The sequence below is a fragment of the Pontibacter litorisediminis genome (assembly GCF_029360645.1).
Taxonomy (GTDB): Bacteria; Bacteroidota; Bacteroidia; order Cytophagales; family Hymenobacteraceae; genus Pontibacter; species Pontibacter litorisediminis.
In genome coordinates this window covers 831,473-845,545 of sequence record NZ_JARDUA010000002.1, presented here as the reverse complement: position 1 = coordinate 845,545, position 14,073 = coordinate 831,473, and the positions used below count along the sequence as shown (strand labels likewise).

General features: G+C 53.2%; 10 protein-coding genes. All 10 read left to right on the top strand.

Annotation, left to right across the window (positions count from 1 at the left end):
* Positions 1–154: 154 nt before the first annotated feature.
* The gene (locus tag PXG97_RS09795) at positions 155–2,152 is read left to right on the top strand and encodes a BatA domain-containing protein (RefSeq protein WP_276497575.1); all 1,998 of its coding nucleotides are present in this window, start codon (positions 155–157) and stop codon (positions 2,150–2,152) included.
* Position 2,153: 1 nt separating this feature from the next.
* Entirely contained in the window at positions 2,154–3,419 is a 1,266-nt protein-coding gene (locus PXG97_RS09790) for a dihydroorotase (RefSeq protein WP_276497574.1), read from the top strand.
* Between the two features lie 62 nt (positions 3,420–3,481).
* Positions 3,482–3,991 (top strand): DUF4199 domain-containing protein, encoded by a 510-nt coding sequence (locus PXG97_RS09785; RefSeq protein ID WP_276497573.1) that lies wholly within the window; start codon positions 3,482–3,484, stop codon positions 3,989–3,991.
* A 27-nt stretch (positions 3,992–4,018) separates the two neighbouring features.
* Positions 4,019–4,561 (top strand): DUF4199 domain-containing protein, encoded by a 543-nt coding sequence (locus PXG97_RS09780; protein ID WP_276497572.1) that lies wholly within the window; start codon positions 4,019–4,021, stop codon positions 4,559–4,561.
* Positions 4,562–4,564: 3 nt separating this feature from the next.
* A complete protein-coding gene (locus tag PXG97_RS09775; protein WP_276497571.1) occupies positions 4,565–5,539 on the top strand; it encodes a glycosyltransferase family 2 protein in 975 nt (324 codons plus the stop codon).
* Complete coding sequence (locus PXG97_RS09770; RefSeq protein WP_276497570.1) at positions 5,539–6,687, top strand: glycosyltransferase; 1,149 nt, start codon at positions 5,539–5,541, stop codon at positions 6,685–6,687. The genes PXG97_RS09775 and PXG97_RS09770 overlap by 1 nt, the downstream gene beginning before the upstream one ends.
* Positions 6,688–6,962: 275 nt before the next feature.
* Positions 6,963–7,598 carry a hypothetical protein gene (locus PXG97_RS09765; RefSeq protein ID WP_276497569.1) on the top strand — a complete coding sequence of 212 codons (636 nt, stop codon included), beginning with the start codon at positions 6,963–6,965 and terminating at the stop codon, positions 7,596–7,598.
* Positions 7,599–7,651: 53 nt separating this feature from the next.
* A complete protein-coding gene (locus PXG97_RS09760) occupies positions 7,652–10,432 on the top strand; it encodes a TonB-dependent receptor (RefSeq protein ID WP_276497568.1) in 2,781 nt (926 codons plus the stop codon).
* A 3-nt stretch (positions 10,433–10,435) separates the two neighbouring features.
* Positions 10,436–11,590 (top strand): DUF4249 domain-containing protein, encoded by a 1,155-nt coding sequence (locus PXG97_RS09755; RefSeq protein ID WP_276497567.1) that lies wholly within the window; start codon positions 10,436–10,438, stop codon positions 11,588–11,590.
* A gap of 30 nt (positions 11,591–11,620) precedes the next feature.
* On the top strand, positions 11,621–14,068 hold the full coding sequence (locus PXG97_RS09750; protein ID WP_276497566.1) for a hypothetical protein: 2,448 nt from the start codon (positions 11,621–11,623) through the stop codon (positions 14,066–14,068).
* The last annotated feature ends 5 nt before the right edge of the window (positions 14,069–14,073 follow it).

Here is a 14,073-nt window from a genome sequence, read left to right as displayed (position 1 = left end):
CTTCTTCTTTTTCCCACCCCACCCACCCCACCGCCGCCAGCCTAACCGGCAAAGGAGACAGGCCAGCCAAGGCCGCAAAGCCAACTTCTCCCCCCCAATCCCAGTATAGCCTCTGGGCAATTGTTTTTTCTGTTGCTCCTCCTTAACTTGAGCTATGGCATTCCTGTACCCGTCTTTCCTCTTTGCACTGGCAGCTGTGGCTGTACCCATCATACTTCACCTGGTGCAGCTCAGACGCGCCAAGCGGGTGATGTTCAGCAACGTCCGTTTTATTCAGGTGTCAAAGGACCTAACAGCTAGCCAGCGGAACCTGAAGGAGCTGCTTATACTTCTTAGCCGCATCCTCTTCATCGTATTCCTGGTGCTGGCTTTCGCGCAGCCTTTCCTACCCGCCTCAAACATGGCAGTTGCCCCAAACGACTCAGATGTGGCCATCGCCATTGATAATTCCTTCAGCATGCAAAACCTTCATCAGGACGACGACCTTGCCCTGTTACAGGTAGCAACAGATAAAGCAAAAGCTATAACAGATCTATTTGCCGCTTCTGCTTCTTTCAAACTCTCTTCCACAGAAAATCTAAATCATGGAAAGGCCCTACAGAAGGGAGAGGCCGCGGCTGTGCTTGACCTGCTGGACTACTCCGCCAAAAGCTTTGATCCTTCCTCAGCTCTACAAAGCAAAGGGTCGCACATTTTTATACTTTCTGACTTTCAAAAGAACGGCTTTACACCAGCTTTGCTCGATGCAGTCGATTCAGTTTCGCAAGTTCATTTGATACCGGTGGCTGCGGCTAGTACTGCCAACGTCACGATTGATTCGGTGTACCTGGAGGATGAGTTTATCAGGGCTGGCGTGGAAAACAGGCTTCATGTGCTGCTCTCTAATACTGGTACGGAAGTAATAGAAGACGTGCCCGTTAAACTGTTTATTCAGGATGAGCAGGCATCTGCCTTAAGTATAGACTTAGCGCCAAGCCAATCCACTGCTGCGGTGATGTCGTTCAAAGCAACGGGCGATAGGGTTACAAAGGCCTATGTGCAGGTGGAGGACTACCCTGTAGAGTTTGACAACACGTATTACTTTGTGCTTGCCCCATCGGCTCCAATACAGGTGGTGGAAGTCACCGACGCGCAAAGCTCCTTGCAGCAGTTGTACAGCAACGAGCCCTTCTTTAAGTTTAGCTCTTTCCGGAGCGGAAACATTGATTACGCCTCGCTGGCTGCTGCTGATATGGTAATCCTGAATGGGGTGAGCTCTTTGTCGGCTGCCTTGGCGGCTACCGCGGCGAATTATGTACGCGAAGGAGGCACGCTTGCCGTGATTCCTCCTGCAGGGAGTGACCGTGGGGCACACGCTGCCTTGTTTCAGAATTTAAACATTGCTGCCTCTTTCACCGGAGCAGCAACATCAAAGACAAACCTGGCAGTACCAGATCCTAACAACCCTTTCTTCCGGAGCATTTTTTCTGATTTCAACGCAGATATGCAGATGCCTGCTGCAGCCAGAAATATCGCCTGGTCGAGAGCTTCAGACAACATCCTAAAGTACAGGGGTGGCGCTCCCTTCCTCTCGCGCTTTGACAGGGGAGGTGGCACTGTTTACCTCATGGCGGCGCCGCTGCAGGAAGAGTACAGCACCTTGCCCAACCATGCCCTTTTTGTACCCATTATGTACAGGATGGCCATCAGCAGCTACAAGCAGGCACAGCAGGTGGCCTATACGCTAGGTGGCGGCACAATTCAGCTGCCAGCCCCTGTGCAGACGAAGCGGGAGGGGATTTACGAGTTAAGGAAGGATACGGTGTCTTTTATTCCGGAGCAGCAGGTGCGTGGCGGTAAGTTGTACTTCAATGTGCCCCCGGATATGAATGAGGCAGGCTTTTATACGTTGCAGCTGCAGGACTCGGTAGTTGCTAACCTGGCCTTTAACTACGGCAAAGAAGAGTCTTACCTGGAGCAGTATAGCCCGGATGAGCTGCGGGCACTATTGGGGGAAAGCCGGCCAAACGTGCATGTTTACGACTATGGGGATGCTTTTTCGGTGAAGGGGGAGTTCGAAAAAAGATATTTTGGCGTAAAGCTTTGGAAATATTGCCTAATATTGTGTCTGTTTTTCCTGATGGCCGAAATAGCACTTATTAGATTCCTCTAACATGAAAGTACTTCTCCGAGCAGCAACCATTTACAACCAACAGTCTGAGTATCACCTGCAGCAGCAGAACATCCTTCTTGAAAACGGCACCATTACGTACATAGGTCCTGATGAACAGCAGGCCGATAAAATAATAGCCGCCGACGGATTAAGCGTATCGGCCGGTTGGGTGGACATGCAGGCGTATGCCGGGGAGCCGGGCCTGGAGTATAAAGAGGACCTGGAGAGCCTGGCCGCCGCCGCTGCAGCCGGTGGCTTTACCGAGGTGCTGCTGCTGCCCAACACGCAGCCGGTGGTGCAAACAAAAGGTGCCCTCACTTTTATACGCAACAAAAGCTTCAGCTTACCGGTAACGCTGCTACCCGCGGCTGCCATAACAGTTGATGCCGAAGGCAAAGACCTGACCGAGATGATCGACCTGCACCAGTCAGGTGCGGTGGCCTTTACAGACGGCACGCACCCGCTGCAGGGCGCTGATGTGATCCTGAAGGCGTTGCAGTACCTGCAGCCTTTTAACGGACTGCTGATGAACAGGCCGGAGCATACGCGCCTCACCGAAAATGGGCAGATGCACGAGGGAGAGGCCAGCACCCGACTGGGCATGAAGGGCATTCCCTCCCTGGCGGAGGAAGTAACCGTGGCCCGCGACCTACAGCTGCTGCGTTATGCCGGAGGCAAGCTGCACTTTTCTCTTATCTCTACGGCTGCTGCAGTAGAGGCTATCCGTAAGGCCAAGGCAGAGGGGCTGCAGGTAACCTGCGACGTAGCCAGCTACCAGACGGCCTTCACCGATGAAACCATCGAGCCATTTGACACCAACTATAAAGTAACGCCGCCCTTCCGAAGCGAAGCGGATGCCGCCGCCATAAAAGAGGGACTACGAGACGGCACCATTGATGCCCTGGTATCGGCGCACATGCCGCAGGATGTGGAGGCTAAGAAGCTGGAGTTTGACCTGGCGGAGTTTGGCATCACGAACCTGGAAACGGCTTTTGCCGTGGCCAACACCACGTTGGAGCTGCCGCTAGAGCAACTGATCGAAAAGCTGACCTCCGGCCCGCGCCGCATACTCGGTTTGCCGCAAGCGCGCTTTGCGGTGGGCGAGGCTGTTTCTATCACCCTGTTCACCCCTGACAAGCCCTGGACCCCAACGGCGGAGCAGAGTAAGTCAAAGTCGTACAACAGCCCGTTCTTTGGCCGCGAGTTGCGGGGCCAGGTACTAGGAACAATTCATAAAGGGCAGCTAGTGCTCAACGATTCTTTTTAATATATTTATACCTATATTTAAGAAAGGAGCGCTTGGCGCCGCTCTTGCCCAGGAAGAAAGCTATGTTTAATCAAACTGTTGTGCGGATAGGTATACGCTATGGCGTGCTGAGCGGGCTGGTGTGCTTTGCATTGGTGGCGTTGCTGTACTTTATCGGGTATAATCCCTTTGGGGACGTGGGGCGGATATCCTACCTGCCTATCCCGATCTTTATTTTCCTGGCCATCCGCAACTATAAAAGCTATATCGACACAGACCTTACCTTTGGAAGGGGCTTTCGGGTTGGGTTAGCCGTAACATTCTATACTGCCCTAACCTCGGCACTGTTGGTGCTGGCCTTCATCTACCTGGTAGGACCGGAGATATTGCAGAACCACATTGCCGAGATGCGGGCGATCATGGAGCAGACGCGCGAGCAGCAGGTACAGCTGCTAGGGGAGGATGCCTACCAGAAGGTGTATCAGGCGATGGGGGAGACTACTCCCACCACGCAGGCGGCCGATTTCTTTTTGTGGCGGATGATAGTGGGAAGCGTTTTTACGTTGGTGGCAGCCGTGTTTTTCAGGAAATGATTTATCTAAAACTATAACACATCAACTATGACTGAGAACCAACCCTTCGCGAGCGAGAAAGCTCCTTCTGTGTTTCCTGTTTCCCTGAAGTGGGGCCTGCTGGCAGGTGTTATTTCCATCCTGTTCTCGCTGTACGGGTACATTACAGAAAGCTTTGGGAATATTTTCTTAGCCTTTGCTGTGTCCCTGATCATTTCCATCACCATTATTGTGCTGGCCATGCGCGAGTACAGAAAAGCCAATGGCGGTTACATGACGTACCTGCAGGGGCTCATGGTTGGTATATTGACCATGGTGATCGCCAGCCTGATCTCCGGCCTGTTCACCATGCTCTACGTGCAGTTCGTGGATCCGACCATACCTGAGAAGATGGTGGATGCCGCCCTGGAACAAATGATCATGCTGGGTGTTGATGATAGTGTGATTGAGGAGCAGCGCGATGCGATCCTGGCGGAGAATACGCCGGTAAACCAGCTTTGGGGAGCTCTGAAGAATGGACTTATTGGAGGCTTTATCCTGTCGCTGATCATCTCTGCCATTATGAAGAGATCACGACCGGAGTTTGAATAGAACATGCAATACGCTTATGATATTTCGGTAGTAGTTCCGCTTTTTAACGAGGAGGAGTCGCTGCCTGAGCTCGTGCGCTGGATCAGGAGAGTGATGCACGCGCACGAGTTCTCTTATGAGGTGATACTGGTGGACGACGGCAGTACCGACCGCTCCTGGGACGTGGTAAACGCCTTGGGGGAGGAGGACAAAGCCGTGAAGGGCATCAGCTTTAACCGCAATTACGGCAAATCCGCCGCCCTGAACGAGGGCTTCCGCCGTTGTGAGGGCGAAGTGGTGATTACGATGGACGCTGACCTGCAGGATAGCCCCGAGGAAATCCCGGTGCTCTACGACATGATCAAGAACCAGAAGTATGACCTGGTGAGCGGCTGGAAAAAGAAACGCTTTGACCCTCCAAGTAAAACCATCCCTACCAAACTGTTTAACGCGGCCACGCGCAAGTTGTCGGGCATAGAGTTGCACGACTTTAACTGTGGCCTGAAAGCTTACCGGCAGCTGCTGGTGAAAAGCATTGAGGTACATGGTGAGATGCACCGCTACATACCCGTTATTGCCAAGTGGAACGGCTTTACCAGAATTGGGGAAAAGGTGGTGCAGCACCAGGAGCGCAAGTATGGCACCACTAAATTTGGCCTGGAGCGCTTTGTGTACGGATTTCTGGACCTGCTCTCTATTACCTTTGTGAGCCGCTTTAAGAAGCGCCCGATGCACTTCTTCGGCTCCTTTGGCACGCTTATGTTTGTGGTAGGTCTGGGCATTACGGTTTGGCTGATCGTGCAAAAGCTGTTTGGCCTCTATGCTGGTGGCCGCGTGCGCGATATCGTGGATCAGCCTTTGTTCTTTTTGGCTTTGGTGGCCGTTATACTGGGTGTGCAGCTGTTTTTGGCAGGTTTCCTGGCCGAGATGATTTCTATGGCTTCGAACAAGCGGAACGAATACCTCATCCGCGACAAAGTGGGCGCCATTAAGAAGTAATGGCGAAGCGGGTAACCATAGTTGGGCCGGCGCACCCCTTGCGTGGCGGTGGCATGGCTACCTTTAACGAGCGGCTGGCTTACGCTTTCCAGGAAGCAAGCTGTGAGGTGGAAATCGTTACGTTCAGCCTGCAATACCCTTCGTTTCTTTTTCCGGGCAAAAGCCAGTTAACCACAGAGCCGGCCCCTCCGGGGCTGCGCATCAAGGTCCTCATCAACTCCGTTAACCCCTTAAGCTGGTGGCGTGCGGGGCAATACATCAGCAAGCAAAAACCCGACCTGGTGGTGTTCCGCTACTGGCTGCCGTTTATGGGGCCTGCGTTAGGCACCATGGCCCGCCTCATCCGCCGTAACAAGTATAGCCGTATTCTGGCGATAACCGATAACGTGGTGCCGCACGAGAAACGGCCCGGCGATGTGCCTTTCACGAAGTATTTTCTCCGTTCCTGCCACGGGTTCGTGACGCTGTCGCGTTCGGTGCAGCAGGACCTGGAGCGGTTTGAGCCCAAGAAGCCAAATGTTTACCTGCCACACCCCCTCTACGATAACTTTGGCGACGCCGAGACCAAAGAGGCAGCCTGCGCAGCCTTAGGCCTCGATCCCAAGTATGACTATCTTCTCTTTTTCGGTTTTATCCGCGCTTACAAGGGGCTGGACCTGCTGCTGAAGGCGATGGCCGACCCGCAGGTAAAGGAATTGCAGCACCTCAAGCTGATCGTTGCCGGTGAGTTTTACGAAGATGCCGCACCGTACCTGCAGCTAATCCAGGAGCTGCAGCTGGAGGACAAGTTGGTGCTGCGTACCGACTTTATACCTAACGCGGAGGTGCGCCACTACTTCTGCGCCGCCGACCTGGTGGTGCAGCCTTACAAGCATGCCACGCAGAGCGGCGTGACCCAGGTAGCTTACCACTTCGATAAACCCATGGTGGTGACCCGCGTTGGTGGCCTCTCTGAGTTGGTTCCGCACGGCGAGGTGGGCTATGTGGTGGAGCCGCAGCCGGAGGCAATTGCCGCTGCCATTCATCAGTTTTATACTTCCGCGGCAGGAGCCGCCTTCTCAGAGAACAGCAGCAAGTATAAAAAGCGCTTTAGCTGGAGCCGCTTTGTGCAGGCTGTGTGGGAGCTGGCGGAGAAGGTGAAAGTATAGGTGTTTTGTAGCCTCCAGTCATATTACAGCTTGCTCAGGATAGAGCCAACCCCTTCGGCTTGTCCTTAACTAAGACAGATTAGAAGTTTGCAGCCAAAAAAAGTTTGTTATAACATACAATTAAGCATATATTAGCTAGAAATTGCCAGGTGCGTCTCTCTCTGTTTATGCAAAAGTATTTGTCTGTACTTATTATCGCTTTAGTTCTTGTAATTCGGCCGCAGCTGGTGGTAGCTCAAGTCCAACTTCCGGATACCAGCTTTGTGAGGGAAGCAATGGCAGGCGCTACGGAATCCTATAGAGACAGTGTAGAGCACCAGAGCCACCTGTACACTGGTGCAGAGTATTATTTTCTCTCAAAGCCCTACATGGAGGGGCACCAGTACTTTAAGAGCAAGACATATACAGCAGGTGCCGTGCAGTATGAGGGGGTCTGGCACGAGGAAGTACCCCTGCTCTACGATGTGATAATTGATGAAGTGATTACGATGCACCGTACCAGCGGGTATGCCCTGAAGCTGGTTAAACCGAAGGTAAAGTCTTTTGTGCTCAACGGGGAGACTTTCCTGAACATGCGTATTGACAGCACGCTTGGTTCACCCGCTCAGCCAAGTTTTTATGGCCTACTCTATGATGGCAACATCAAGGTTTTTGCACGGCGGCACAAAGAAGCGCAGGAGCGGGTCTCACCGGATGGGTTTGAAGGAGAGTACAGGAATGCCGACAGGTATTACCTGTACAAAGACGGCGTCTATCATCAGGTAAGGAAGAAGCGTTCAGTGCTGAAAGTACTGCAGGACGAGAAAAAACAGCTCAGAAAATTTATAAGGGAGAATAGGCTTAAGTTCAGAAAGCAGCAGGAGGAGTCGATTGTTAAAGTAGCGCAGCAGTACGATGCGCTGAAGAACTGATCCCGCTTTTTAAGCTTAGCTATTCCCCACCTATACTGTCGCCTCCACTTTATATGCCGCACATCTACCGAAAACTCTTTCTCTTCCTGTTATTTTTTGCCGGCGCCCTAACGCATGGCATTGCCCAGCAAAAGGAGCCACTTGTTTCAGGCAACTATTCCAACTCCCCGTTTCAGGAGTTTATTCAGAACCTGGAGACACAAACGGCTTACACCTTTTATTTCGATCCGGCAGCTGTAGACAGCATCTCGGTAAGCTTACAGGCAAATAACCAGCCCCTGAGCAAGGTGCTGGAGCTGGCGCTGGAGAACACACCGCTACATTTTGCCATAAGTGCGCAGCGCCAGGTGTTCATAACCAGGGAGAAAGCGGTGCTTACCAGCCTGCCGGAAGATTACTTCAACCACAACAATGAGGCGGAGGCGGTACCCCGCGAGCAGATAGCCGACCTGTACGTACCTCAGCAGGAAACCAAAAGAAAAGCGGTATCTGAACTGAAGCTCTATGAAATTGGCCTGCCAGGAAGCGGTGGCAAAACGGGGAAGGCTAACTTGGCCGGTACGATCCGGGATGCGAAGACAGGCGAGGCCATTATCGGCGCCTATGTCTACATCGAGTCGCCAAGTATAGGCACGGCATCCGACCAGTATGGCTATTACTCGCTTACCTTACCGGTGGGCCGCCATGAGTTGAGAATTCGTGGAGTGGGGTTAAAGAACGCCCGGCGCCAGGTAGTGCTGCACAGCGATGGCAAGCTGGATATTGAGATGGAAGAAGATGTGCGCCGGCTGAAAGAGGTGTTGGTGGAGGCGGAGAAGGACCGGAACGTGTCGGGCCTGCAGATGGGCATGGAGCGGCTGGACATCAGAACCATAAAGCAGGTGCCAACGGCCTTTGGCGAGACTGACATCCTGCGCGTGGTGCTGACCTTGCCGGGAGTGAAATCAGTAGGCGAGGGAAGCACCGGGATGAACGTGCGCGGCGGCTCTACAGACCAAAACCTGATCCTCCTCAACGATGCCACCATCTACAACCCATCGCATTTGTTCGGCTTTTTCTCCGCGTTTAACCCGGACGTGCTGAAGTCGGTGGAGCTGTACAAAAGCGCCGTGCCTGCCAAGTATGGAGGCCGCTTGTCGTCCGTGCTGGAGGTGGCAACGCGCGAAGGAAACAAAAAGCAGTTCTCGGGCTCAGGAGGCATCGGCCTGTTAACGAGCAGGCTAACGCTGGAAGGGCCGATCGTGAAAGATAAAACCTCTTTCCTGCTGGGCGGGCGCACCACTTATTCCAACTGGATCCTGAAACAGCTACCGGACAAATCGTTTAAGAACAGCGAAGCCTCCTTCTACGATGTGAATGCCCACATCAGCCACGAGGTGAATAGCAAGAACAGCTTATACTTTACCGGCTACCTCAGCAAGGACAAGTTTAAGCTGGCGGCTGATACGCTTTACCGCTACAAGAACCAGAACGCAAGTATAAAATGGAAGCACAACTTCCATAACAAGCTGTACAGCGTGCTCACCAGTACCTACAGCCACTACGGCTACGACATCACTAATGAGGAAAATGAAGTAAACGCGGCCAGGCTGGCCTTTGGCATCGAGCAGGCGGGACTCCAGCTAGACTTTAACTTTTTCCCTAACGCAAAGCACACGCTCGACTTTGGCGCCAGTTCCATTCTGTACCACGTGTCGCCGGGCAGCCTCTCGCCTAACAGCAGCGAATCACTGATCACGGCAGACAGGATACAGCAGGAGAAAGCTTTGGAAAGCGCCGTTTACATCTCCGACAGGTATGACGTCAGCCAGCGGCTCTCCCTCTCCTTCGGGCTCCGCTACTCCATGTTCAATGCCTTGGGGGCAAGAGAGGTATACGCGTACGCCCCCGGTGTCCCTAAAACAGTGTACTCCGTTACGGATACCCTGTCTTATGGGGCCGGAGAGTCCGTTGCCACCTACCACGGCCCTGAGTTCAGGTTTTCGGCCAGGTATGGCCTGGATGACAACTCCTCTGTGAAGGCAAGCTACAACAGGCTGCGCCAGTACGTGCACATGCTCTCCAACACGGCCTCCATGTCGCCTACCGATACCTGGAAGTTGAGTGACAGTAACGTTAAGCCGCAGCTAGGCGACCAGGTGGCACTAGGTTACTACCGAAACTTCAGGGCGAATACCATTGAGCTCTCTGTAGAGGGGTACTATAAATGGATGCAGGATTTCCTGGACTACAGAAGCGGCGCTTCCATCATCATGAACCACCATATCGAAACAGAGGTGGCCAACGCGGAGGGCAAGGCGTATGGCGTGGAGGTGATGCTGAAAAAGGCCACCGGCAAGCTGAACGGGTGGGTAAGCTACACGTATTCGCGCACGCTGGTGCGCGTGAACGACCCGGCTACTTCCGAAATCATCAACAGAGGGGAGTGGTATCCGAGCAATTTCGATAAGCCGCACGACTTTACCCTCATCAGCAACTACCGCTTTAGCCAGCGCTTCAGCACGTCGCTTAACTTTACCTATAGCACGGGGCGCCCGATCACTCTGCCGCTGGCCAAGTATTACGATGGCAGCACCCAGCGCATCCTGTACTCAGACAGAAACCAGTACCGCGTTCCGGACTATTACCGGGTAGACTTGGCTATGAACATAGAGGGCAACCACAAGGTCAGGAAGCTGGCGCATAGCTCCTGGACCCTGGCCGTGTACAACCTGACAGGGCGCAGGAATCCTTATTCAGTATATTTCAAATCACAGAACGGTAAGGTCAGAGGGTATAAAATGTCAGTTTTCGGCCAACCGATTCCTACCGTTACCTATAATTTTAAGTTTTAGCACATGAAGATCAGGATCTGGAACATTATAACAGGATGGCTCATGATGCTGTGTGTGTGCAGCTGCGTGGAGCCTTATTCACCTGAAGTGCTGGAGGCACCTAACAGCTACCTGGTGGTGAACGGCTTTATTAACGCCAGCGGGCCTACTACGGTGCAACTGCTCCGGACACAGAACCTGAGCGAGGAGACCCTGCCCCCGGCAGAGACACAAGCCGTGGTTAAGATAGAATCAGATAACGGGGAGAGCTACATGCTCCGCGAGACTGGAGCCGGGAACTATGAAACAGATAACCTGAGCCTGAATCCCGCAACGAAGTACAGACTCTTTATCAGAACCGCTAACGGGAAGGAGTATGCCTCTGAGTTTGTAGAGGTAAAGCAAACCCCGGCCATAGATGCGGTGACGTGGGAACCGGTAGATGACCGGGTGCAGCTATACGTTAGCTCCCACGACCCCGGCAACGACACTTGGTATTACCGCTGGGAGTTTGAGAACACCTGGCATTACAGGCCGGCCTTTTATACTTCGCTGAAGTATGCGAACGACACCATTGAGTGGCGGGATAACACTGACCCGGATATTTATAACTGTTGGAGAACCGAGCGCTCCAACACCATTGAGTTAGGCACTTCCATACGTCTCAACAAGGATGTGATCAGCAACTATAAGCTTTACTCTATCCCCTACAACTCCGAGAAGATCGCCATAAAATACAGCATACTGGTGAAGCAGTTCGGCCTTTCCCGCGAAGCCTATGAGTATTGGGAGATCCTTAAAAAGAACACAGAGAGCATTGGGACCCTGTTTGACCCCCTGCCTTCACAGCTGAGGGGAAACATTCGTTGCATAAGCGATCCGGAAGAGCCTGTGATAGGCTTTATAACAGCATCAACCATGCAGACAAAGCGGATCTTTATCGACTCAAAGGAGCTGCCACGGGAGTGGCGCACGTTCATCCCGCTGTGCACCATTGACACCATGTTCTTAGCTGAATCTAAAATCTCAGACTACTTCGACAATAACGCGATCATGCCGGTGTATGAGGTATATCCGCCCAATGGGGGAATGAGGCCGATCGGGTTCTCCTATGCCTCGGTGAACTGTGTTGACTGCAGGACCAGAGGCACAAACGTGAAACCTGACTTTTGGGAATAGATGATGAGCCTAACAAAAGCGCCCTACAACATGCTGCGAAAGAGATGGAGGCCAACGCCCAATGGCATATCAGGAAGCTGCCTGCAAGCCGTACTTTGCTGCCTGCTTTGCCTGGCTTGTGTTGGCGCGGCAACAGCCCAAACCACGCCTTTCAACAGTATAACGCAAGATTTTGACCTGTATCGGAAAAAGGCGTTGCAGGAAAAGCTCTTCCTGCACATCGACAGGCCCGTGTACGCTTGCGGCGAAACCATGTGGTTTAAGCTCTACAACGTGGACGGCACGCTGCACAGGCCCCTGGACCTAAGCAAAGTAGCTTATGTGGAGGTGGTGGATGCCGCCAGCAAGCCGGTGCTGCAGGCGAAAGTTGCTTTAAAAGCAGGGACGGGCAATGGGGCGTTTACGCTGCCGGCCACCTTAGCCTCCGGAAACTACACCGTTAGGGCATACACCAACTGGATGAAGAACTTCAGCCCGGACTTTTATTTTGAGCAACCGGTAAGTATCATTAACACCTTTCGGCAGCTTGAGACACCTGCTGCACCTGCGGCCCCGGCCTATGCCGCGCAATTCTTTCCGGAGGGAGGCAACATGGTAGCCGGCGTGGTGAATAAAATAGCTTTTCAGGTAGTAAACGAGCGCACAGGCAAGGGAGCCAGTTTTAAAGGAGAACTGCACGACCAGCACGGATACACAGTCGCCACGTTTGAGCCATACAAGTTCGGGATGGGGCATTTTACCTTTACTCCAGAAGCAGGGAAGGAGTATACCGCTACCTTAACGCTTGCAGATAGCCAGAGTATCAAAAAGAAATTACCTGCCGCGTATGCGCAGGGGTATGCCTTGCAACTGGAGGAGACAGACACTGATCGGCTGAAGATAACTGTCAGGCAGGTAGGGCTGCCGGGCGAACAGCTCTACTTGCTGGGCCACACCCGGCAAATGGTGGCAGTGGCAGATGCAGCTGCCCTAAACCAGGGGGCGGCCGTTTTCCTGGTAGATAGAAAGGCGCTGGCAGATGGCATTACCCATTTCACTGTGTTCAATGCAAACAGGCAGCCGGTTTGCGAGCGTCTGTACTTTAAGTCCCCTGAGCAAGGCCTGCAACTGAGCGTGGCTGCTGACAGGGCAAACTATACCACCCGCGATAAGGTGACCCTAAGTATGCTGGCGCAGGAGCCAACGGCGCAGGCGGCCACTGCCAACCTCTCGATGGCTGTGTACCGGCTCGATTCTCTGCAGCCAGGCATGGAAGCAAGTATAGAGAGCTACCTGTGGCTGACGTCCGACCTGAAGGGCACTATCGAGCGCCCCGCCTACTACTTTGCCGGAGAAGGCGCCACGGACCGTGAGGCTACGGAGAACCTGATGCTGACGCACGGGTGGAGCCGCTTTAAATGGGAAGAGGTGATCGGAGGAGAACAGGCGCCGTACCGGTTCCTGCCCGAATACAATGGCCATCAGATCCGGGGAAGGGTCACGCATAAGGCTACCGGTAAGCCGGCACCAGGTATCGTTACTTACCTAGCCTCCCCAGACAAGATGGCGCGCCTGTACAACTCCACCAGCAATAACGAGGGGTTGATCAGGTTTGAGGTAAGGGATTTCTACGGAGACAGGGATGTGGTGCTGCAAAGCGATTACACAAAGGACAGCACGTATCACTTCGAATTGTTTTCTCCTTTTTCTGATAAGTATGTGGAAAGAAAGCGGGCGGCGTTCACCATCTCCGATGGGTTGGAGCAGGAGCTAACGCTACGCCACGTACAGACACAGGTGCAACAGGCTTATTTCGGCAGCCAGCATAACAGAACCTTGCCAGCCACTGCCGACAGCGTTTCCTTTTACGGAAAGCCCGATGAGCGGTACTTCCTGGACGACTACAAGCGCTTTAAGGTGATGGAGGAAGTGATGCGGGAGTATGTGCCGGGCGTTCAGGTGCGGAGACAGAGCGGGAAGTTCCGGTTCATGGTCTTTAACAGACCTTACAGAAGCATATTCCAGAATAACCCGATGGTGTTGCTGGACGGAATTCCCGTTTTCGATATAGACCAGATCATGGCGTTTGACCCACTCAAGGTGCAGAAGCTGGATGTGATAACGAGCAGGTTTTTCAATGGGCTCCTGGTGTATGACGGCCTCGTGAGCTACACTACCTACAAAGGCGACCTGGCAGGTTTTGAGCTAAACCCCAAGGCGCTCTTGCAGGCGTACGACGGGCTGCAGTTGCAGCGGGAGTTTTACGCCCCCGCCTACGGAACGCCGGAGCAAAAGCAAAGCCGCCTGGCAGATCTCCGCAACTTGTTGCACTGGGAGCCAAACCTGGTGCTAGAGGCGGGGAAAGAAAAGCAAATGCATTTCTACACCTCCGACCAGGACGGTGTGTATGTAGTGGTAGTGCAGGGAATAACTGAAAAGGGGCAAGCAGGCAGTAAGGTACTTACGTTCAGGGTCGTGCAGCCACTTGTAAGAAAATAATTGTC